Annotated in this window: 24 protein-coding genes; 15 read left to right on the top strand and 9 right to left on the bottom strand. The window is 53.8% G+C overall.

Going from position 1 to position 20,262, the window contains the following annotated elements:
* Positions 1-8: 8 nt before the first annotated feature.
* Both J4G78_RS13320 and J4G78_RS13315 read right to left on the bottom strand, forming a co-directional pair.
* Entirely contained in the window at positions 9-416 is a 408-nt protein-coding gene (locus tag J4G78_RS13320) for a Zn-ribbon domain-containing OB-fold protein (protein WP_207987021.1), read from the bottom strand.
* Between the two features lie 93 nt (positions 417-509).
* Positions 510-1,280: an SDR family NAD(P)-dependent oxidoreductase gene (locus J4G78_RS13315; RefSeq protein ID WP_207987020.1), complete on the bottom strand. Its 771-nt coding sequence runs from the start codon at positions 1,278-1,280 to the stop codon at positions 510-512.
* A gap of 91 nt (positions 1,281-1,371) precedes the next feature.
* On the opposite strand from J4G78_RS13315, the gene J4G78_RS13310 reads away from it, so the two are divergent.
* The gene (locus J4G78_RS13310; RefSeq protein ID WP_207987019.1) at positions 1,372-1,752 is read left to right on the top strand and encodes a nuclear transport factor 2 family protein; all 381 of its coding nucleotides are present in this window, start codon (positions 1,372-1,374) and stop codon (positions 1,750-1,752) included.
* Positions 1,753-1,768: 16 nt separating this feature from the next.
* Here J4G78_RS13310 and J4G78_RS13305 read toward each other — a convergent pair whose 3' ends face one another.
* From J4G78_RS13305 to J4G78_RS13295, 3 genes are all read right to left on the bottom strand, one after another.
* Positions 1,769-2,908, bottom strand: coding sequence for an acyl-CoA dehydrogenase family protein (locus J4G78_RS13305; RefSeq protein ID WP_207987018.1), 1,140 nt, complete (start codon positions 2,906-2,908; stop codon positions 1,769-1,771).
* 15 nt (positions 2,909-2,923) lie between these two features.
* Entirely contained in the window at positions 2,924-4,135 is a 1,212-nt protein-coding gene (locus tag J4G78_RS13300) for an acyl-CoA dehydrogenase family protein (protein WP_207987017.1), read from the bottom strand.
* Between the two features lie 97 nt (positions 4,136-4,232).
* Complete coding sequence (locus J4G78_RS13295; protein WP_243457093.1) at positions 4,233-5,234, bottom strand: NADP-dependent oxidoreductase; 1,002 nt, start codon at positions 5,232-5,234, stop codon at positions 4,233-4,235.
* 116 nt (positions 5,235-5,350) lie between these two features.
* Here J4G78_RS13295 and J4G78_RS13290 point away from each other — a divergent pair, with 116 nt between their 5' ends.
* The 7 genes from J4G78_RS13290 (at position 5,351) to J4G78_RS13260 (ending at position 10,413) form a co-directional block, all read left to right on the top strand.
* Complete coding sequence (locus J4G78_RS13290) at positions 5,351-6,346, top strand: Kelch repeat-containing protein (protein ID WP_207987015.1); 996 nt, start codon at positions 5,351-5,353, stop codon at positions 6,344-6,346.
* 19 nt (positions 6,347-6,365) lie between these two features.
* Positions 6,366-6,596: an MBL fold metallo-hydrolase gene (locus J4G78_RS13285; protein WP_207987014.1), complete on the top strand. Its 231-nt coding sequence runs from the start codon at positions 6,366-6,368 to the stop codon at positions 6,594-6,596.
* A 15-nt stretch (positions 6,597-6,611) separates the two neighbouring features.
* On the top strand, positions 6,612-7,124 hold the full coding sequence (locus J4G78_RS13280; protein ID WP_207987013.1) for an N-acyl homoserine lactonase family protein: 513 nt from the start codon (positions 6,612-6,614) through the stop codon (positions 7,122-7,124).
* A gap of 118 nt (positions 7,125-7,242) precedes the next feature.
* Positions 7,243-8,226: a thiamine pyrophosphate-dependent dehydrogenase E1 component subunit alpha gene (locus J4G78_RS13275; protein ID WP_310737214.1), complete on the top strand. Its 984-nt coding sequence runs from the start codon at positions 7,243-7,245 to the stop codon at positions 8,224-8,226.
* Positions 8,223-9,230 (top strand): alpha-ketoacid dehydrogenase subunit beta, encoded by a 1,008-nt coding sequence (locus J4G78_RS13270; RefSeq protein ID WP_207987012.1) that lies wholly within the window; start codon positions 8,223-8,225, stop codon positions 9,228-9,230. Before J4G78_RS13275 ends, J4G78_RS13270 begins: the two co-directional genes overlap by 4 nt.
* A 2-nt stretch (positions 9,231-9,232) precedes the next feature.
* Positions 9,233-9,466 carry a biotin/lipoyl-containing protein gene (locus J4G78_RS13265; protein WP_109355276.1) on the top strand — a complete coding sequence of 78 codons (234 nt, stop codon included), beginning with the start codon at positions 9,233-9,235 and terminating at the stop codon, positions 9,464-9,466.
* A 134-nt stretch (positions 9,467-9,600) separates the two neighbouring features.
* Positions 9,601-10,413 (top strand): helix-turn-helix domain-containing protein, encoded by an 813-nt coding sequence (locus J4G78_RS13260; protein ID WP_207987011.1) that lies wholly within the window; start codon positions 9,601-9,603, stop codon positions 10,411-10,413.
* 6 nt (positions 10,414-10,419) lie between these two features.
* Here the strand turns inward: J4G78_RS13260 and J4G78_RS13255 are convergent, their stop codons facing one another.
* Positions 10,420-10,827: a PaaI family thioesterase gene (locus tag J4G78_RS13255; protein ID WP_207987010.1), complete on the bottom strand. Its 408-nt coding sequence runs from the start codon at positions 10,825-10,827 to the stop codon at positions 10,420-10,422.
* A 4-nt stretch (positions 10,828-10,831) separates the two neighbouring features.
* Positions 10,832-12,412, bottom strand: coding sequence for an aromatic ring-hydroxylating oxygenase subunit alpha (locus J4G78_RS13250; protein ID WP_207987009.1), 1,581 nt, complete (start codon positions 12,410-12,412; stop codon positions 10,832-10,834).
* Between the two features lie 222 nt (positions 12,413-12,634).
* On the opposite strand from J4G78_RS13250, the gene J4G78_RS13245 reads away from it, so the two are divergent.
* From J4G78_RS13245 to J4G78_RS13230, 4 genes are read left to right on the top strand one after another with little or no spacing between them, the layout of a single operon-like run.
* A complete protein-coding gene (locus J4G78_RS13245) occupies positions 12,635-13,264 on the top strand; it encodes a glutathione S-transferase family protein (RefSeq protein WP_207987008.1) in 630 nt (209 codons plus the stop codon).
* Positions 13,261-13,821, top strand: a complete 561-nt coding sequence (locus tag J4G78_RS13240; RefSeq protein ID WP_207987007.1) for a VOC family protein — start codon at positions 13,261-13,263, stop codon at positions 13,819-13,821. Before J4G78_RS13245 ends, J4G78_RS13240 begins: the two co-directional genes overlap by 4 nt.
* Before the next feature lie 2 nt (positions 13,822-13,823).
* The gene (locus J4G78_RS13235; RefSeq protein ID WP_207987006.1) at positions 13,824-14,612 is read left to right on the top strand and encodes a ThuA domain-containing protein; all 789 of its coding nucleotides are present in this window, start codon (positions 13,824-13,826) and stop codon (positions 14,610-14,612) included.
* 51 nt (positions 14,613-14,663) lie between these two features.
* Positions 14,664-15,422: an SDR family NAD(P)-dependent oxidoreductase gene (locus tag J4G78_RS13230; RefSeq protein ID WP_207987005.1), complete on the top strand. Its 759-nt coding sequence runs from the start codon at positions 14,664-14,666 to the stop codon at positions 15,420-15,422.
* 174 nt (positions 15,423-15,596) lie between these two features.
* Here the strand turns inward: J4G78_RS13230 and J4G78_RS13225 are convergent, their stop codons facing one another.
* Positions 15,597-17,177 (bottom strand): fatty acid--CoA ligase, encoded by a 1,581-nt coding sequence (locus tag J4G78_RS13225; protein ID WP_207987004.1) that lies wholly within the window; start codon positions 17,175-17,177, stop codon positions 15,597-15,599.
* Between the two features lie 160 nt (positions 17,178-17,337).
* On the opposite strand from J4G78_RS13225, the gene J4G78_RS13220 reads away from it, so the two are divergent.
* The 3 genes from J4G78_RS13220 (at position 17,338) to J4G78_RS13210 (ending at position 19,493) form a co-directional block, all read left to right on the top strand.
* Positions 17,338-18,135, top strand: a complete 798-nt coding sequence (locus tag J4G78_RS13220) for a sugar phosphate isomerase/epimerase family protein (RefSeq protein ID WP_207987003.1) — start codon at positions 17,338-17,340, stop codon at positions 18,133-18,135.
* A 12-nt stretch (positions 18,136-18,147) separates the two neighbouring features.
* Positions 18,148-18,624, top strand: a complete 477-nt coding sequence (locus J4G78_RS13215; RefSeq protein ID WP_207987002.1) for a nuclear transport factor 2 family protein — start codon at positions 18,148-18,150, stop codon at positions 18,622-18,624.
* Positions 18,625-18,686: 62 nt separating this feature from the next.
* Entirely contained in the window at positions 18,687-19,493 is an 807-nt protein-coding gene (locus J4G78_RS13210) for a hypothetical protein (protein WP_207987001.1), read from the top strand.
* Here the strand turns inward: J4G78_RS13210 and J4G78_RS13205 are convergent, their stop codons facing one another.
* Positions 19,494-20,255, bottom strand: a complete 762-nt coding sequence (locus J4G78_RS13205; protein ID WP_207987000.1) for a hypothetical protein — start codon at positions 20,253-20,255, stop codon at positions 19,494-19,496.
* Positions 20,256-20,262 lie beyond the last annotated feature (7 nt).

Below are 20,262 nucleotides of genomic sequence, written 5' to 3'. Positions count from 1 at the left end.
ATATCTCCTCAAACCGGCTGGAAAGCGTGGATCATAATTTGTTCGTCAGCAGGGGCATCCGGGTCCAACGGAATCGCCGTTAGCTCGACTTCCATGCCGATTTTAACGTCCTCCGGCTCCACACCCGTCAACCGCGATTCCACCATCGTCTGGCCGGGCAAGGACACATAGGCCACCACATAGGGCTTAAAATCCATCGGGTCGGCGGGCCCCGCATAAGGCGTCTTGGGCGGAAAGCGCTGTACCGTATAGGTCCACACAGTACCGCGGGTCGCCAAGGCTATCGGTTCAATATCGTCATTCGGTGTGAGCGGCAGCGGGAAAAATATATGCCCCGTTTGCTTGTTGCGTGCACCGACCAAGGCCGTCATATTCTCATCTGTGAACAGATTATCTGCGATTGGCTGTGCGCCCATTCGCCCTCTCCTTTTCTATGCCCTAGCATTAGGCCAAAGCCGGTCGGCCAATAACTGCCAAAACGGCTAGTTAGAATTTGGCAGCCCGCCCATTTAATAGCCCGGATGCACAGCCAGCATCCCCCCGTCGACGAGCAAATCGCTGCCGGTCACAAACGCTGCATCCTCGCTCGCGAGATAGACCGCTGCCCCCGCCATATCCGCGCCTTCACCCATGCGGTTCATGGGCGACATGGCAGCAACCCGGTCATAAATGTCCGGCACCACTTGCTTAGCCGCATCGATAATCCCGGTATGGGTTCCGCCCGGCACGATATTGTTGCAGCGAATGTTGAGGCCCTGCTGCGCGCAATGCACGGCCACAGACCGGGTCAACATGCGCACTGCGCTTTTCGATGCTGTATAGGTGACATCTCCGGGCAGCGCCGTAAAAGCCGAGGTGGAAGCGATATTGATGATCGAACCGGATGACCCACCGGGATTCTGCTTCATCGCCTTAATCGCATTCTGACAACCGAGCATCACGCCAGTCAGGTTGATACCAAGCAAATGGTGCCAGCTTTCCAGATCAATATCCTCAATCGATTTCGCCGCCACGATTCCGGCATTATTGACGAGAATATCGAGACGGCCAAATTCGGATTGTGCCTTGGCCACCACCGTCTGCCAACCTGCTTCGCCCGACACATCCTGCTCGACAAAAAGCGCACCGGCTTCATCGGCAACCTGTCGACCAAGCTCCACCTGAACATCGGTGGACAGCACTTTCGCGCCCTCTTGCGCAAAGCGCTTGACCATCGCCGCGCCAATGCCACTGGCACCACCGGTGATGATGGCCGTTTTCCCCTGCAACCGCTCTGTCATATCCATTCTCCTCAAGTCCCTATCAAATTAGGGAGACGCCGGTTTGACCCGCACCTCTATTATTCATGCTGTTCTTCAGAAAGGAAGCCCGATGCCTACGCCCGAACATATGACCGAGATCGTCAACCGTTACATGGCGGCGATTAACGCCGGTGACATGCATGCGGTGATGGACCTTTTTGCTGACAATGCTGCCGTCGAAGATCCGGCTGGCACCGAACCAAAGACGGGCGCCGATATCTTGAGTTTCTACCAAAATGCGTTTTCCGGCGGTGCGAAAGTAGAATTGACTGATAACATCAGAATGAGCGCCAAGACGGCGGCCTTCCCGTTTCGTGCGGAGATTGGTCAAGCGGATGGCAAGGTTCTCAACGTGGAAGTGATCGACATTTTTGAATTTGACGAGGCCGGTAAGGTGGAGAAAATGACGGCGCATTTCGGCCCATCCAATATCACGATGAGCGAAGGCTAAGCCGACCTTCAACGGCTCAATAGCCGGAGCGTTTTGCCAGCCGGTCCGCATGGAAACCGGCATCGCCAAACATTTGCTGCGCGACATGGACACGCTTGAAATAGAGCCCGACATCATATTCGTCGGTCACGCCGATCCCGCCATGCATCTGAATTGCTTCCTGGGTGGATAGCTGCGCTGTCATGCCGGATTTGGCTTTGGCCATGGAACAGGTGGCCGAGGCGCTTTCAAAGTCGTCGTCGAGCAATTGCAGGGATTTCAAAACCGCTGACTTGGTCATCTCGATTTCCGTCGCGAGATGCGCAGCGCGGTGCTGCAATCCTTGAAACGAACCGATTTTCTGGCCAAATTGCTCTCGCTCTTTCAGATAATCGGTCGTGATATCAAAAGCCTGTTGCGACGATCCGGACATTTCCGCGCCCAACACGGCACGTCCTGCCGACAATATGCCTTCCAACGCTTCATAGCCGCCATCGACTTCGCCCAATATATCATCGCCAGTGACCTCCAGATCATCGACTGTGATATTGGCGGCATTGCGGCTGTCGATCATCGGCGTATGCGTGCGCTCAATCGCCGCTGCATCGGCATCGACCAGAAATAATGTAATGCCGGACGGGTCGCGTGCCTCGCCCGAGGTGCGGGCTGCGATAATCAGTTTATCGGCGACATGGCCGTCGGCCACAAAGGTTTTGGCACCGGATAACTTATAGCCATTGCCATGCGGCGTGGCGGTAAACTCGATATGCTCCGGGCGATGGCGCGGCCCCTCATCGACCGCCAGTGCGAACAGGGTAGAACCATCGCAAATTGCACCGAGATGCTGCTCTTTCTGCTTGGCCGTGCCGTAACGCTGGACAGCGGTTGCGCCTAACACCGATGTTGAGAAAAACGGCGAAGCGGTCAGATTGCGTCCCATTTGCTCGGCCAGAACGCCGGCGCCGACATAGCCAAATTCGCTACCGCCATATTCCTCGTTCACGATGATTCCGGCCCAGCCCATGGCGGCCATTTCTTTCCACAAATCACGGGAAAAACCGTCTGGATTTTTGCTGTCCCTGATCTCACGAAACGCGGCAACTGGGGCATTCTCTGTCAAAAAACCATTGGCCGCATCTTGCAGCATTTCCTGTTCTTCGGTGAGAATTAGGGACATATCTATCTCGCCTTATTACGCGCTGGGCAAGTCCAAGACGCGCTTGGAAATGATGTTGAGCTGAACCTCGGTCGTGCCGCCAAGGATGGAATAGGCGCGGTTATAAAGCCATGTATTGGCGAGGCTGCCATATTCAATTCCGTCAGGACCAATGGTCGCTGCTTCCGTCCCGCCAATATCCATGCGCAGCTGACTGCCCTTCTTGGTCAGCTCGGACGCCGCATATTTCAGCATGGACGATTTGGCACCAAGCCCGTTTCCGGCATTGGCTTCGTCATTCATCCGCTCAACTGTCAGGTTATAGGCCCAGTCATCAATTTCGGCCTGGGCGATTTTTTGCCGCAAAGAGGGATCATCCAGGCGGCCAGTCTCGTCAAAGCCAATCGCGTCGGCAGCATAGCCGCCAAGATTTTCAGGCCCCGTAGCGCCGCGCAGTGGCGACATCGTGCCCAACATGCCGCGTTCATGCACCAACAGATTTTTCGCTACATCCCAGCCGCGATTCACTTCCCCCACGACGGCCAGATTACCGTCGCCATAAGCTTTCGGCACCTTCACATCGTCAAAGAAAGTTTCGCAAAATGGCGAATGGCCAGAGATCAGGATGATCGGCTTCACGCTAATCCCCTCACTGGCCATATCCATCAGGATGAAAGTAATACCTTTGTGCTTGGGTGCGTCAAAATCGGTACGGACCAGACAGAATATCCAGTCGGAAATATCGGCGTTGGACGTCCAGATTTTCTGGCCGTTGATCAGCCAGTGATCGCCCTTGTCTTCACATTTTGTTTTGAGTGACGCGAGGTCAGACCCGGCACCGGGTTCGGAATAGCCCTGACACCACCGAATTTCACCGCGCGCAATCGCACCCAAATGCATTAATTTCTGCTCGTGCGTACCAAAGGCCAGCAATGCAGGGCCCAGCATCGAAATTCCGAAATTGCTAAGCGGCTTGCGCGCGCTGATCCGGTTGCGCTCTTCATCAAGGATTTTCGCTTCGTCCGCCGTCAGTCCAGCACCGCCATATTCTTTTGGCCAGGTCGGAACGGTATAACCCTTGGCCAGTGCTGCCTCAAACCAGCGTTTCTGTGCATCGGACTGGAACTCCCATTGGCGGCCACCCCAGCATTGATTCTCTGCTGTAATGTCACCATCACGCATTTCTTCCGGGCAGTTTTCCGCCAGCCAAGCCCGTGTTTCCGCGCGAAACTGTTCCAAATCGCTCATAATTTCCCTCTCGTCATCAAACGGTCATATTGCAGACAGCGAAGGGCTGGCACTGCGTAAATAGTTAGCCTGAAGGAAGAACCAGCCCAATAGCCTGTCAGTCCAGTCGCAACATTTGCTTGCCGAAATTCTGGCCTGCAAACAGCCGCTTCAGCGTATCAGGAATATTGTCGAAACCTTCCTGGATATCTTCCTTAAAGGTAATTTGTCCTTCCTTAATCCACTGCCGCATACGTTTCTGCGCTTCAGGATATTCACTCATATAGTCGAGTACAATGAATCCCGACATGGTCCCCCGCTTAAAGATCAGGTTGAAGTAATTTTCCGGGCCAGCAGGCATATCACCTTTCTCATAGCGAGAAATACCGCCGCAAATCACGACCCGAGCGTGCATGGCAATATGGCCCAGCGCATCGTTCAAAATCGTGCCGCCGACATTGTCATAAAATACGTTGATTGACTGATTGCAAAGCTCTTTCAGCTTTGCCTTCACATCTTCGTTTTTATAGTCAATTGCGTGGTCATAGCCGACATCCTGGGTCAACCAGTCGCATTTTTCCTTGCCGCCCGCTATGCCAATGGTCCGGCATCCGGCAATTTTGCCAATCTGACCAACCATGGATCCGGTTGCGCCAGCCGCGCCCGAAACCACTAGCGTATCACCCGGTTGCGGCCGACCGTGTTTGAGCAAGCCGAAATAGGCGGTCATGCCGGTTGTTCCGAGAGCGCCCAGATTGGCGCCCAGCAATTCATCATCGGGAACCTTGTTAAGTTCGCTGCCCGGAACCATGGCATAATCCTGCCAGCGCAGCATGCCCATGACCTTGTCACCAACCGCGAATTTCGGATCGCGGGACTCGACCACCGTACCAACGCCGCTGCCGCGCATGACTTCGCCAATCTCCGTCGGTGCGACATAACCACCAATATTTTCCATCCAGCCTTTTTGCGCGGGATCGAACCCGAGAATTTCGTTCTTGACCAGCACATGGCCCTCGGAAACTTCGGGGACAGGTGTCACGACTTTCTTGAAATCATCGTCCACAAGCCCGCGTCCTTTGGGACGTCCGTTGATCAGCCACTGTCTGTTGTCAGTCATCATCTTCTCCATCAAAAACACAGTTCTAATAGATCACAGATTGATGATGGCATAACTGCCAGCTTTGATAGCAGACTAGGGCTGGAAAAAGCACCTGCTTCTGGCATAGCGTCACAATGAAGAAGTTTTTGCTGGCGACTTTCTTTCTTATTCTGCTGGTCATCGGCGGGCTGTTCATGCTGCGATTATTCATGGGGTGGAATAATGGAATGCACGAAGCGCGCTCCGAAATCCATGCGACAACGCTCAACAATAGGCTCTATGTCGCAGGCGGTATCGGACTGTTCCGGGTGCTCGATAGCTGCGAAGCGCTGGATCTGACATTGAATGTCTGGTCAGACTGCGGCAAGCTGCCGCGGGCTCTACATCATGTGGCGATGGCAGCGGACGATAGCCATGTCTATGCGTCAGGAGGATATGTGGCGCTGCCGTTTGAGGCCGACAAAGAGGCCGGTCTTTTCCGACATGATCCCGCGACCGGCACTTGGACCGAGGTCAGCAAACTACCGCATCCGATTGGCCAGCATGCAATGACCCATTTTAGCGGCGCACTTTATCTGATTGGTGGTCAGGATAACGGGAAGGATCTCGACACCATCTGGCGCTACGATATTGCGGCCGACACATGGTCAGCCATGCAGCCGATGCCGACGGCGCGCCATTCCCATGCCATCGCCCGTTCAGGGCCGCTGCTCTATGTGACCGGCGGGCGCAGCACCGAATATGGCACCGAGATGAGGCAAGTCGATGCCTATCATTTGATCGAAGACCGCTGGGAGGAGCTGCCGGACATGCCAAAAGGGCGGGGCGGGCACGGGACGTTCGTTAGCGGCAACAGACTGCATATATTTGGCGGGGAATCACTTAGTGACGGCAAGGTTCTTGCCAATCATGACATATTGGATCTCACGACACTGCAATGGTCTGTCGGTGAGCCTCTCAATCAACCACGTCATGGCTTTGCGGTCAGCGATACAGAAATGCCAGGCGGCATTACAGTCGTTGGCGGTGGTGCGCGGCCCGGGTTTGAGACCATCTATTCAGTGACCGGAACGGCCCAAACGCTGAGCATTGAGCCTGCCATGCCGTCCGTTGGTGATATTGGTAAGTAACAGGGCGCGGGGAACAAACATGAGAACCAGCAAAGATGAAGGTGTCCTGCTCTATGCCTTTACCTGCGGCTATATCACCTTGCCGATGAGCTTCTTTCTGGATGGCGAACCGGGCAAGGCGAAAGTCCCGGCCTGTGTCTTTCTGATCGATCATCCCGAGGGTCTGGTGCTATTCGATACGGGCTTCAGCGACCGGTTCATTGGTATGGAAAAGGGGCTAGGGAAAATTATCGATATGCCGGAGGGTTAGAGCGTTGCCGATCGATTGCGTGCGCTGGACATTGATCCGGCACGGATCGACTATGTCATCAACTCGCATCTCCATATCGACCACGCCGGCGGCAACGCGCTGATTCCCGATGCCACTATTATCGTGCAAGGACCGGAATGGGATTTTGGCATGGCGGGCGAAGACACCGCCTATGACTTGCAGGACTTTGACACGGGCCAGCCGGTCAAGCGCATTGCAGGAGACCATGATCTGTTTGGTGATGGCACTGTCGTTATTTTCCCAACGGCAGGTCACACACCCGGCCATCAGTCAGTTCGGGTGAAGACGGCAACCGGCGAAGCCGTGCTGGCTGCCGATTGCTGCAACATGCGGCGTTCGCTGGACGAGATGCATCTGCCCGATCATTGCTTCGACGTGGATCAGTATCGCGGATCTCTGGAAAAGCTTTCGCAATTGCGGCGAGAGGGCGCACAGATTTTCTACGGTCATGACCCGGATTTCTGGGCGACTATTCCGCAGGCACAAGCGCTGGATCTAGGCGGCTGAGACGCCATCTGAAAAACGCCCTACTCCCTATAACAATAGTGGCGAGTGCCCCTGCCTGCGCTATGAAGAATTGAGAGTAAATTCCCCGGCAGAGGGTAACCATTAAAGGAGCGAAGCCTTGAGCGATACACAGATGGCAGACAAAGATGTGCTGATTGACATCTTTACCCGAGCAGACCTGATCATGCAGTCGGATATCAAGTTCCGCAAAATGATCGGCGCCGGACAGTTACAGATTGTATATTATCCCGTGCGCGGACAGGAAGTGGTCTCTGCCGCGATGATGGCGGCGGTCAATCAGGAAGATTATCTGGTCACAATCTATCGCGGTCTGCACGACCAGCTCGCCAAGGGCATCCCTTCGAAAGACCTCTGGGCCGAATTTGCCGGCAAGATGGCCGGTACATGCAAGGGCAAAGGCGGGCCGATGCATATTACTCATCCCGAAACCGGGGTGATGGTGACGACCGGCATTGTCGGATCGGGTATCCCGATTGCCAATGGCTTGGCGCTGGCCAGCCAGCTGGAGAAAGATAACAAGGTCACGGTCTGCTGCTTTGGTGATGGCGCATCCAATATTGGCGCTTTCCACGAAGGGCTGAACATGGCGCAAGTCTGGAAGCTCCCGGTTATTTTCCTTTGCCAGAACAACCTCTATTCCGAACATACGCCGATGGCCTTTGCCACCAGTTCCGAAACGATAAAACAACGCGGCGATGGGCTGGGCATGCGGTCGGTACGGGTCAACGGCAATGATGCCAGCGAAATGTATGCCGCAGCAAAAGAGGCTGTTGAATATGCGAGAGCTGGCAACGGGCCGACATTAATTGAGGCGATGACCTTCCGCTTCCACGGCCATTTGCTCGGCGATACCGGCCACTATATTCCCGAAGCGGAAATGGAACAGGCGCTCAAAGACGATCCGATGCCGATCCTGCGTCAGCAGCTGCTCGACATGCAGATCAGCGAAGCAGACATCGCGGCGATTGAAGCGAAAAACAAAGAAATTATTGATGAAGCCGCGCAATATGCGCTCGACGCGCCCTATCCGCCCGGAGATGAATATCGCATCGATGTTCTGGACGTGGAGATTGCAGCATGAGCACCCCCGAAACAAAAGACGCACCAAAGGAAATCATGTTCGCACAGGCCTGTAACATGGCCATGGCCAAAGCGATGGCGGATGATCCCAAAGTCATCCTGCTCGGCGAAGATATTGCTGACGAACAGGGCGGCGGTGTGTTCAAGGTTACGGCGGGTTTATCCGAACAATTTGGTACAGACCGGGTCCGCTCGACGCCCATTTCCGAACAGGCCATTGTCGGTGCCGCCGTTGGCTCCGCACTGGTCGGGTATAAACCCGTTGCGGAAATCATGCTGATGAACTTTATCACAGTGGCAATGGACCAGATTGTCAACCATGCTGCTAAATTGCGCTTCATGTCGGGCGGTCAAACCAGCGTGCCGCTGACCATCCGGACCACGACCGGTGCGGGCACGGGCCTGGGCGGACAGCATAGTGATATGCTGGAGGCGTGGTTGGCGCATGTCCCCGGCCTGAAAGTGGTTGCCGCCTCCAATCCAGCGGATGCTTATGGTCTGCTCTATTCCTCGATCATGGATCCCAATCCGGTGATCTTTATCGAAAATACGCCAACTTATTTCACCAAGGGCCCGGCACCCGCGCCCGATCATGTCGTGCCACTTGGCAAGGCATCGGTCCCGCGAGAAGGAACCGACATCAGCCTGATCACCTATGGCCGCGGCGTTGGCGCATCTCATGCGGTTGCCGAAAAACTGGCCGGTGAAGACATTTCATGTGAAATTGTCGATCTGCGGACCATTGCACCTTTTGACGAAGAAACTGTGCTGAAAAGTGTCGCCAAGACAAAGGCCGCCGTTGTGGTCCATGAGGCCGTGAAAAATTTCGGCACCGGTGCAGAAATTTCCTCGCGCATCCATGAAGAACTATTCTCTGAACTCAAAGGTCCGGTTGGCCGGGTCGGATCTGGCTATGCGCCTGTTCCCTTCTCTCCCGCTATCGAGAAAGCATGGATGTTCAGCGAAGAGGATATCGAACGCGAAATTCGTAAAATATTGGGGTAAAAATGGCTACTGAAATACGCATACCAAAACTGGGGTTCAGCATGGAAGTCGGAACGCTGGCAGAATGGCTGGTACCTGACGGCTCCGATGTTACGGAGGGGCAGGAAATCTATGCCCTGGAAAATGATAAATCGACGCAGGAAGTCGAATCTCCTGCCACCGGAAAACTCAAAATCCTGATCGATACGACAGGGGAAGAATATCCGGTTGGCGAGTTAATCGGGACGATAGAATAATCGCCAACCAAGAGGTGCGGCTGAAGCCCTATCAACATTGATAGTAATGTTTGGTTGACTGCAAAACCAAACAACGCGACAAGTGACGCAAATCGAGAGTCCAAATAAGGACTCCGGGGAGGATGAGCGTTATTATGGCTGAAAATTTTGTCGCGGAAATACCTGATGTTTCGAAGGCGACTTTTCGCCGTAATCTCGACAGCGTAACAATCACCAGCGCGGCAGAAATCCGGTCGGCTGCCGAAGCGATCCATAAGATTGCGCAGTCTTATGGTTTCCGTATTGCAGTCAGTGCAGACATCTCGTCAAAGGCTCATTTGGTCGATGCCGAGGGCGAGTTAATCAACAAAGATATTTTCGGCTGGGTCGCCGAAGGAGAGCGCTGGTGGGAAGACACCAGGCTCGCGCTGAGCTCGCCTCTACCCCGCGCCTGTCGCTATGAAAGCGAGCCGATCTGGTGCAATGCCGACGGCTTTCACGGGCATTGGCAGAATGAATATCTCGATGAAATTGATCTGAAGGATTTTTACGATAACGGTGCCACGGCCAAATCCGCGATCCTGATCCCCGTCCATTTGCCCTTTGGTCAGATTGCAGCGGTCAGCTTCACACCGATAGACTATGATGTCACTGATCTAAGCGAACCCTATCGCCTCTATTCCGATTTTCTGTCCATCGTCACCAGCCGTTTCGTCACCGGCTATGTCCTGGCGATGCGCAAGAAGCACCGGATGCCGACCAATTGCATCCTGTCCAAGCGCGAAGCGGAATGTCTCCACTGGGCCGCCATAGGCAAGACCGACAAGGAAATCAGTATGATCCTCTCGCTCAGCCACGCGACGATCCGCTATCATGTCAACCGCGCCGGGCAAAAGCTAAACAGCGTCAACCGTGGCCAGACGATTTTCAAGGCCGGACAACTGGGGTATCTTGGTGCAACTGACTAGCATCGATTATTTTCGAAGTAGCGCGAACACTCCCGTCATTGTCATCAGCAACCGCTCATCGGCGAAAATTTCCCCATGACAATAGGCCGTGCGCTTGCCTTTGCGATCAATATGCGCATGCGCTACCACCCAATCCCCGAGTTTCGCCCCCGTTAGAAAATTCGTGTTAAGATTAATCGTCGCAATCGGAAGTCGCGGTTTCTCACTCACAAAAAGTTGATAGCTGAGTGCGACGTCAGCCAAGGTTGTCAACACGCCGCCATGGGCCACCTCGATTCCGTTGAGATGCCCTTCGGTTATACGGATACCAACCGCGATATGGTCATCGTCTTTGCGGGTATAATAGGGACCGGCAACGTTTAGAAATCCGCTAGAAAAACTGGCAGGCGCAAATCCTTCCGGAATAGAGTCCAAAGCCTTATTCAGCCGCTTGCAGTTTCGGGCTCTTGGGCGGCTCTTTGCTGGTCAGCCATTTCTCAAGAGTCTCATGGAAATGACGGATCTTGCTTTCCTGATATTGGGCAAAGATGGAAACGCCGTGCGGCTGGTTTTTCACGCCTTTTTGCATCGCTTTATGGTTTAGATAATCCTGATTGAATATCTTGTTCAGATAGCTGCCAAATTCGGTGGCTTCGGTATAATCGTCATGCAAATCAAGGAACGTGCATTTTGCCGGTTCCGGACGCTCGGCCCCTTCGGGTAGCGCAACCATGAACATCACTTCATGCAGCGATTGCTCTGGATTGTCGCCATCGGGACGGAACCGGTAAAAGATCGGATTATAGTCTGCCCACGGACTCATGTTCGGGAACACACTGTAAAAGATCGCGTCGGTCAAATCAGCATCGCTGATATCATCGACCTTATCGCCCCAGGTCGGGCGCATTTCTTCACGGCGTGCTTGCGCCGCTTCGTCTCGCATCTGGTGAGGCGAAACATCGGTATACACCATCGGCGTATCTTCTTCTTCGGGGGCAATTTTGCCGCCGATCCAGTTACACATATGCGGGTCAGCGGATTTCAAATCGCCTTCGATATAATTGGCTTCCATATCGAAAATGCCGCTCTTGCCATTAGGCAATGAGACTTGAACCCGGTTTTCTTCCAGCCGCTTGAAGGTGTGTTTGCTGATCGGATGAATGAAGCTTTGAAAGGCTTTCTGATCAGGGAAGGCTGTCGGATCGGGATTCACGAGATCCGTATGCGGGCTGGGCGCGCCATGGGCTGACATCGCGCGTGATACATTATGCCACACGTCATATTTGCTGTTCGCGTCCGCAAAAGCAGGCATTAATTCGGGATGTGTGCCCACCACATGATAGGATTCCATAAACGCTTCCTGCGCAATTTTCCAATTGCATGGCAGTCGCTTGATCATATGCGCAGCTTTGTAGCGGCGCTCAAACGGGATCTGGAAATGTCGGTCGAGGTCGCCCAGAAAATCTTCCAGCGGCTCACAATCACGATCGGGATTGATGAATACGAAACCGCCCCACTCGCCAACGCTAACGGGCTTCAGACTGTGGGTTTCTTCGCTAACCGATGGAAAGTCCCACTGACATGGCACTTCCTTCAGCTTGCCGTCCAGTTCCCATGACCAGCCATGAAACGGACAGCGTAGGGCTTTCTGGCCCTTTTTATGATTGTCGCAAATGGCGCGGCCGCGGTGCATACAGCTGTTGGGATAAGCTTTGATCTCATCCTCGGAGACGCGCACGATGATGAAAGACAAGCCGGCAATATCATAAACAAAGGTATCACCGACATCTTTGATCTCATCTTTGTGGCAAGCCATTTGCCAAACCCGCTTCCACAGCATTTCCACTTCACGGTCATGCTCTTCTTTGGTCCAATAGCGGCTGACTTCGACTTCCGTCAGGCCCGGCTCCATGGGAGATTCCTCGAAAAATACTTCTGGTGCCCGGACTTTGTCGCCCTCGAGTAATTCTGTATAAGCAATGCCGTTTGACCGATTATGACCCGTTAACGTCTCGACCATTATTTTCTCCTGAAAACTAAACTTATTTGGCGTTAGATTACCGCAACAACCGGCAAACTCCACTAGTGAATCTGGCAGCTTGCGGAATTTGCCAAGTGAATTTGTGACGGCGCGTTTTCACCACATTACCTAATGTTTTTGAGAGGACCGTTCGACCCTGTTACCTGTGTATCTTCGAGACAACGAGGCCGAACCGAATCTGCCCAAAAGGAGAGCAAACCCGTGAAACTTTATTCCAGCCTTGGTCCCAATCCTCGGCTAGCCCGCATGTTTCTTATGGAAAAAGGCATCGAGGTGGAGCGAATCCATCTCGACATCATCACCGGCGAAAATCGCAGTGAGGAATATGCCGCCAAGAATGTTATGCAGACCACGCCCACTCTGGAACTGGATGACGGTACGCTGCTGAGCGAATCCACGGTCATCTGTGAATATCTGGAAGAGATTAAACCCGATCCCGTTTTGATCGGATCAACAGCGGAAGAGCGGGCTGAAACGCGTCGCTGGGCTCGGCGCATTGATCAGGAGATCGCAGTACCCATGACCCTTGGTTTTCGCGGCGGTGGCGGCCGGCCGATGTTCGAACCGCGCATGAACGTGGTTAGCCCCGAAGCTGCCGCTGAATTGTCCGCCATGTCGGACAAACATTGGATATGGCTGGATGGGCAGCTGGGCAACAAAGATCATATCTGCCACGACAAGCTCACGCTGGCAGACCTTGTCGCCTTCTGTTTCATCAAATTTGGCGGTACTGTAGGATGGTCGCTACCTGAAGGCACCGACAATCTGGCGCGCTTTGCGGCCAAGATGGAAGAACGGCCTTCGGCCGAAATCTGGCGCGGCGAAGAATGACCGATACGTCTACTTGTTCTTCGGCTACTCTCGCCAAGCTCGGCACCATCATGCAGATCAGCTATGTGCCGGATGATTATGATGCGGCGCTGGATTACTGGACGCAAAAAATGGGCGCAGGTCCGTTTTTTCATACCGAAGGCGTGCAGGTTGAAAATGTGAAATATCGTGGTGAGCCTTCCGACATCCAGTTTTCCATGGCGATCGGCTATTGGGGTGACGTGCAGGTCGAATTGATCCGGCCCGACAATGATGCCCCTTCCATGTTCAAGGACTGGCGCGCCAAGGGCCTGCAAGGGGTTCAGCATCTGTGCATTATCGTCGATGATCTGGCCGAAGCCCGGCAGCTTACCGAAAGCAAGGGCGGCGAGGTGATTCAGGAAGTCAGCCTGCCGGGCGGTGTCGGCGGTGCTTTCTATGCCGATTATGGGGGCGGCCCCGGTACTATAATCGAATATCTGCAAATCCCGCAGGCGGGCCTCGACGGCTTTGCGGCCATACGGCAAGCCCATCTCGATTGGGACGGCGTCACCAATCCTGTAATAGGAAAAGAATAGATATGAGCGAAACTCCACCAGAACGCCGGCCCGACCAGAAACCGATAAAATGCGTATTGGTCGCTGCTGGTAAATATCACGACATTGATTTTGCCCGGCTCGAAATATTGAAACTGCTCGCCGAGGATGACCGCATCCGCGTTCGGGTTTTTGAAGACTATGAAAATCTCGAGGCGATCAAAAATGCCGACATATTGATCAGCTACACCTGCGACCTGCTACCCAGCGAAGCGGCACAGAAGAATATTCAGGATTTCGTCAATGGCGGCGGGCAATATTTTGCCTTGCATGGCACCAACAGCGTTCTACAATTTATCGAAGACGGGCGGGTCGACGCGCCCGATGATATGCCAACCTTTGTCGACACATTGGGCAGCCGATTTCTGTGCCACCCACCGATTATCCCATTCACTGTCGACAACGCGCAGCCAGATCATCCACTGGTACAGGATATTCCCAGTTTTGAGACGGTGGATGAGCAATATCTTGTTGAAACCCGAGCCGAAATAGACGTCTTGCTCGATACCGAATATAATGGCGAGGATGATATTAGCGGCTTCGTGCATAGCGACATCAAAAAGAGCCGTCATCCGGTCTTTTACATTCGCAAAATGGGTGACGGCGCAGTGCTCTATCTGACCTTGGGTCATTGTCGCGGGCATTATGATATGGATCCCGTCCTCGACTGGTGGCCGGAAGTGGACCGCTCTGGTTGGCAGCAACCGATTATCTATGATCTGCTGCGCCGCGGTATCAAATGGTGCTGTCAGCCCGCGATTGCCAAATTCTAGACACAAGATTTAGACGCAAACCAAACCTCAATTTTTTAAAAGGAGAGCAAAATGGATTTAGGACTGAAGGGCAAAAAAGTTATTCTCACTGGCGGTAGTCGCGGCCTGGGACGCGCAGCACTGGAGCACTTCGCCAAGGAAGGCGCTGATGTCGCATTTTTCTCGCGCAATGCAGAACAGGTTGCCGCAGCCAAGAGCGAACTCGAAGCGCACGGCGGCAAGGTATTCGCTGAAGCGTTCGATATGACAGATGCCGAGGGCTATCCTAAATGGCTGGAAAAAGCGGCCGGTGAACTGGGTGGCTGCGATATTTTCATCCATAATGTCAGCTCTTCTGGCGCTGGCGGAACCGGTGATTGGGAAATGACATTCAACACCGACATTATCGGTGCGGTCAAAGCGATGGAGGTATTGGAGCCCCATCTTGAGAAATCAGACGATGGCTCGGTGATCTTCATGTCATCCACCGCTGCATTCGAAACTTTCGTTGCACCACAGGCCTTTAACGCGATGAAGGCCGCGCTTATTACCTATGGCAGCCAGCTTAGCCAAGCACTTGGTCCCAAAGGCATTCGCGTCAACATGGTGTCCCCGGGCCCGATCAAATTCCCGGGCGGCAACTGGTCGCAGATTGAAGCGGGCATGCCGGACTTTTACAACATGACGAAAGCGGGCTTCGCGCTGGGTGATTTCGGTGAAGCCGATGATGTGGCGCGCAGCGTCGTATTCCTCGCGAGCCCCGCATCAAGCTATACCACGGGCGCACATCTCGTGATCGACGGCGGCTTTACGAAACGCGTGCAGTTTTAAGCTTAAATCCTCTCCCCTTGAGGGAGAGGAAACGGAGACTTGGCAGCTTGCTGCCTAGTCGAGTTGGAGAGGGGGCTGGCTTGGCGCTTCCTCTCAACCCCTCACCAAGATTTTCTAGCGAACAAGTTCGCAAGCAAATCTGTCCTCTCCCTCAAGGGGAGAGGATGCGTTTGTCTAGTTCACCGCCCGGTCTTTCCCTTCCCAATAGGGCGCTCGCAGTTCGCGGCGCAGAATTTTCCCCGACGGATTGCGCGGCAATTCCGGGATAAAGTCCACAGATTTTGGACATTTGAAGCCCGCGATGTTGGTCCGGGCATGGGCGATAATATCGGTTTCGCTAATTTCCGCCGCGTCCTTCAACACCACACAGGCTTTGACTGCCTCGCCCCATTTTTCGTCGGGCACACCGATCACTGCGACATCTGCAATGGCCGGATGGCCATAGATGGCATTTTCCACTTCGGCCGGATAGATATTCTCTCCACCAGAGATGATCATATCCTTCACCCGGTCATGGATATAGAGATAACCGTCTTCATCAAAATAGCCCGCATCGCCAGTGCGCAGCCAGCCATCGGCATCGATGGTCGCTGCCGTGGCTTCATCCATGTTCCAATAGCCTTTCATATTGAAAGAAGAGCGCGTGGCAATCTCGCCTACTTCGCGCGCAGGCAATGTGTTGCCATCTTCATCGATAATCTTGACCTCAACGCCCTGCAGCGGCTTGCCGACTGAGCGCATCTTGTCATTGCCATTGGGATCATGATCCTCCGGCGGCAGGGCGACAATCGTTCCCGATGTCTCGGTCATGCCGTACATCTGGATGAATTCGCAACCGAACATATCGATGCTCTGCTTCATCATTTCCAGCGGAATCGGAGATGCACCGTAAGAGATATATTTGAGTTTGGAAAAATCGACCTCGCCCACCCTTGGATGATTGAGCAATATCTGGATCGCGGCGGGCACCATGAAAATCTTGCTGATGCCATATTGCTCGATAAAATCGAGTGCTTGTGTCGGATCATATTCGCGCACCACGATCGCATGGCCGCCGCTATACATATTGCCAAGACCTGATCCCGTCCCGCCAATATGGAAACAGGGCATGGCGAGCAACATATTCTCACCCGGTTGTGATTTCTGCCAGTCAGCCAGATCATCATCCGTCAGCTTGGCGCGCGCGCCAAAAATCGAATAACCGGACATGATAGCGCCCTTGGGATGGCCGGTTGTGCCCGATGTATAGAGTTGCAGCGCATCGTCATCCGGCGCGCAAGCCACCATTGGGTCAGTATCAGGAAATCCATCGCGCCAGGCCGGATAACCAGCAAATTCCTCATCCGCTTGTTCCGAACAAAAGATTGTTTCGACATGGTCGAAATTGGATTTGATCTGCTTCACCAGATCAACAAATTCCGGTCCAATGAACAGGATTTTAGCCTGGCAGTTATTGACAATATAAGTGACTTCCGGTCCCGCCAGCCGCCAGTTGACCGGGGTCATCACTGCACCGATCTTCGCCGCACCCAATAATATCTCAAAATAAAGATGCGAATTTTTGCCCATATAGGCAATCCGGTCACCCTTATTGACTCCCAGCGAAGCCAACGCATTCGCCGCCCGACTGCTACCAGCGTCGAGCTGGGCATAGCTCATCTGCTGCCCTTCAAAGGTGAAGACCGGCGCTTCGCCCTGATCCTTGGCCTGTTGCCGGATGACATCTGCAATGGTGACAATATTTTCGTTCAGCATAGTCCTGTCCTATTCTGGCGGCCTTCATCGAGACCGATTCTCATATCTCTATCTAAGCGCCGTAGCGTTCCAGACAGCCTAACATATTGACTAGCCCGTCGATATGCTCCTCCACCAAATTCATAGGTGCAATGACGTGGACATGGATTAGGGTTAAGACATGCGCCACATAGCTCTCCACCAGATTACCATGACGCAAGACGGGCCAGCCGGACTTGTGCGGTTCGCAGCCAAAGCTGGCCTTAAGAAAATTTGCTTGTTCACCGCAACACCGCTGACAGAGGATGGTCAGCAGATGTTTGCCATTGTCGATCCATCAGAAAAAGCAGACTTCCAAAGCCTGCTCACCGACCATGACATATCGATCATCAACGCGGAATATTTCCCAATTATGCGGGGTATAGATATTGCCCAATATCGGCCCGCTCTGGAGCTAGCTGCCGAGCTGGGCGCCAAACGGGCTGTCACCCATATCTCTGAGACTGATCCTGCACGCATCGCCGATCAGCTCGGTTCGCTCTGCGAAATGGCGAGTGATCTGGGCATGGAAATCGGATTGGAATTTACCGGCTTTGCGAAAGGCTGCGACAGCCTGGAAAAAGCGGTCAGGCTGCATCAGGCGATGAAGCAATCGAACCTGAAAATCGCGATTGATGCGCTGCATTTATTTCGAACTGGCGGAACGCTGGAACAACTCAAAGCCATTGATCCCAGCAGCATTGGCTATGCCCAAATATGCGATGGTCCGCACTTTCGAAAATCCGATGATTATTTTGAAGAAGCCATGAACCGGATGATCCCCGGTGAGGGCATGTTCCCGCTGCGCGCCTTGATTGACCTTTTGGGGGCGCATGTCGATTGGGATATTGAAGTACCACATTTTGCATCTGTACCGCATTTCGATGCGGAAGATTGGGCGCTTCAGGCCATAGCGGCCTGCAAGACACTGCTGGAGTGATTGGAGACGATAATGACACATGATGATTTGATCGACCGGGCGGCCATCACAGACCATGTGCTCAAATATGCCACTGGCATCGATCAGCATCAGTGGGGCCTGTATCGCTCTATCTTCGCCGATGAGATCATATTGGATTTTTCCAGCTGGTCGGGTGATCCTGCCAGCACTATACCAGCCGATGACTGGGTGGCCGGTGTGCGGGCCACACTGGAACCGTTTGACGCGACCCAGCACGTGCTGACCAATTTTGCCATCGACCTTGATGGCACCCGCGCCACCTGCACCTGTTACATGGCCGCCCATCATCATCTTGTCGTTGATGGCGACCGGCAGATGCATTCCATAGGCGGCTATTATGTGCACGAGCTGCAGCGAACGGGCGATGGTTGGTTAATCCACAAAACCCAACTCAACGTGACTTGGGAAATGGGTGATCGCGGTCTGTTCGAACTGGCCGCCAAGCGCGGTGCGGCGACAATGGCCTAACAGTTGCGTCGTGCGCAATTGATGCTAAGTTGTCCAGACAAATACTGTGAAGGATCGGCCTTATGCTTCTTACCAGCCTCTCTATGTTGACCCTCGCCGTCGGATCGCAACATGGCGCGGTGCTCGATCAGCACCTACTGGGTGTTTATACAAATGAAGAGCAGGTTTATTTTGAAAAAGATGCCGGCCGGACTCCGCCGCCTTGGATCGCACTGAAGATCGAAAAACAAGGCGATGATCTGATCGTCACACGCACAGATGCATTCGGCAAAACGGTTGCAGCCCCCTTGAAAGGATATGCCGCAGTGGGTGTGGAGCAAGACAGCCTGACACTGGGAGGGTGTACGCGCTATTTTGATCGCGGGGATGCGGGTTGGACCTATAGCAAGCTGCAAAACAAAAAAGCCTGTCTTCAGGATTTTCAGATTATCGGCGTGACAGCCGATGAATTGAAACTGCGTTTTGGCGATGGCACCGAAACCCGATTGAAACGCGCCCGGCCTGTTGAGTGCTGGGCCGCCGCCAAGAAGAGCAAACCCAAGGCCGATGGCAGCCCGGACTGGATGTTCGTCCGGAAACTGAATCTGCATGACCAGGGTGGACGCGTGACGATTGGCGGCGGCGACACTGGCATCGAACCGCTAGTCCTGCGGATGCGGGCGGTCTACTGGCCCAAGCCCAGCACCAACCGACCGAGCATGGTGCTCTACGTCCATAAGCCAGACGATCCCGATCGCGCGGTCAGCTATAGCTGGGCTGACATCAATGCCAGTCGTGTCGGCCTAAACTTGCGCTGGATGCAGGCGAGTTGCACGATCAAGGGTGCTGAACAAACATCCGATGTGACGAGCCAAAATTTCCGCGGCTGATCATTTTTCTGGCGGTGCAAACAGCGCAGGATCAATCGTCGCATTCACTTTGGTTTCCGTCCAGAATACCTCATTGGATTTACGGCCGTCATAATAGAGCGTGACATGCCGTGCCTGCAGCCAACTTGGATTTTCGAGGACTACGAAATCATCATAGACCCGCAGATGCCAGCCTTTTGGCGTCCTGAACCCCATGGTCCGTATCGCGTGGCTTTGCTGATCTATGCCAAACAGAGTCTTGCCACCTTTGGGATCGACTAACTCAACCATATACAGCGCATGGCCGCCGACATCGTCATCCGGTAAACGGGTTGCGGTAAAACCGGGTTTATCTGCTTGGCGGATGATACCGAAGCCGAAATTGCTCGCCCAGAATTTATCGGCCTCTGCCTTCGGTGTGATCCCGCGCTCCGTCCAGGTGGTCTCGCCGTCATAGCCTATTTCGAAAATCAGCGCGTCCGCATTTTTTGCAATGATACGAACTTTGCCATCGGCCCCATGTGCGGCGGTGCGATCCGGATCAAATTTGCGCCACATCCGATAGTCGCTGGCAATGGTTCGCGGCTGGTGACCCTTTGGCCCATAGAAAATCGCATGACCGGACAGCATCAGCGTCTGTGCGTTAGCCCAATCATCTCCCCCAGCCGCTTTGCGCGCCATCGCCAATATCGCTGCCCCATCAGGCTCGGCTTCCATGGCTGAAATGGCACTGGCTGACATCGCCAGCAACAGCAGCATAACTATCTGACAATATCGCAACATTATCCAC

Origin of the sequence: Parasphingorhabdus cellanae (assembly GCF_017498565.1) — a bacterium.
Taxonomy (GTDB): Bacteria; Pseudomonadota; Alphaproteobacteria; order Sphingomonadales; family Sphingomonadaceae; genus Parasphingorhabdus; species Parasphingorhabdus cellanae.
This window is presented reverse-complemented; position numbering and strand designations above follow the sequence as displayed.

Excerpts from the sequence above, each read along its gene's own strand:
- J4G78_RS13320 (WP_207987021.1), bottom strand. The coding sequence starts at position 416 with ATGGGCGCACAGCCAATCGCAGATAATCTGTTCACAGATGAGAATATG.
- J4G78_RS13315 (WP_207987020.1), bottom strand. The coding sequence starts at position 1,280 with ATGACAGAGCGGTTGCAGGGGAAAACGGCCATCATCACCGGTGGTGCC.
- J4G78_RS13310 (WP_207987019.1), top strand. The coding sequence starts at position 1,372 with ATGCCTACGCCCGAACATATGACCGAGATCGTCAACCGTTACATGGCG.
- J4G78_RS13305 (WP_207987018.1), bottom strand. The coding sequence starts at position 2,908 with ATGTCCCTAATTCTCACCGAAGAACAGGAAATGCTGCAAGATGCGGCC.
- J4G78_RS13300 (WP_207987017.1), bottom strand. The coding sequence starts at position 4,135 with ATGAGCGATTTGGAACAGTTTCGCGCGGAAACACGGGCTTGGCTGGCG.
- J4G78_RS13295 (WP_243457093.1), bottom strand. The coding sequence starts at position 5,234 with ATGACTGACAACAGACAGTGGCTGATCAACGGACGTCCCAAAGGACGC.
- J4G78_RS13290 (WP_207987015.1), top strand. The coding sequence starts at position 5,351 with ATGAAGAAGTTTTTGCTGGCGACTTTCTTTCTTATTCTGCTGGTCATC.
- J4G78_RS13285 (WP_207987014.1), top strand. The coding sequence starts at position 6,366 with ATGAGAACCAGCAAAGATGAAGGTGTCCTGCTCTATGCCTTTACCTGC.
- J4G78_RS13270 (WP_207987012.1), top strand. The coding sequence starts at position 8,223 with ATGAGCACCCCCGAAACAAAAGACGCACCAAAGGAAATCATGTTCGCA.
- J4G78_RS13265 (WP_109355276.1), top strand. The coding sequence starts at position 9,233 with ATGGCTACTGAAATACGCATACCAAAACTGGGGTTCAGCATGGAAGTC.
- J4G78_RS13260 (WP_207987011.1), top strand. The coding sequence starts at position 9,601 with ATGGCTGAAAATTTTGTCGCGGAAATACCTGATGTTTCGAAGGCGACT.
- J4G78_RS13250 (WP_207987009.1), bottom strand. The coding sequence starts at position 12,412 with ATGGTCGAGACGTTAACGGGTCATAATCGGTCAAACGGCATTGCTTAT.
- J4G78_RS13240 (WP_207987007.1), top strand. The coding sequence starts at position 13,261 with ATGACCGATACGTCTACTTGTTCTTCGGCTACTCTCGCCAAGCTCGGC.
- J4G78_RS13235 (WP_207987006.1), top strand. The coding sequence starts at position 13,824 with ATGAGCGAAACTCCACCAGAACGCCGGCCCGACCAGAAACCGATAAAA.
- J4G78_RS13230 (WP_207987005.1), top strand. The coding sequence starts at position 14,664 with ATGGATTTAGGACTGAAGGGCAAAAAAGTTATTCTCACTGGCGGTAGT.
- J4G78_RS13225 (WP_207987004.1), bottom strand. The coding sequence starts at position 17,177 with ATGCTGAACGAAAATATTGTCACCATTGCAGATGTCATCCGGCAACAG.
- J4G78_RS13220 (WP_207987003.1), top strand. The coding sequence starts at position 17,338 with ATGCGCCACATAGCTCTCCACCAGATTACCATGACGCAAGACGGGCCA.
- J4G78_RS13215 (WP_207987002.1), top strand. The coding sequence starts at position 18,148 with ATGACACATGATGATTTGATCGACCGGGCGGCCATCACAGACCATGTG.
- J4G78_RS13210 (WP_207987001.1), top strand. The coding sequence starts at position 18,687 with ATGCTTCTTACCAGCCTCTCTATGTTGACCCTCGCCGTCGGATCGCAA.
- J4G78_RS13205 (WP_207987000.1), bottom strand. The coding sequence starts at position 20,255 with ATGTTGCGATATTGTCAGATAGTTATGCTGCTGTTGCTGGCGATGTCA.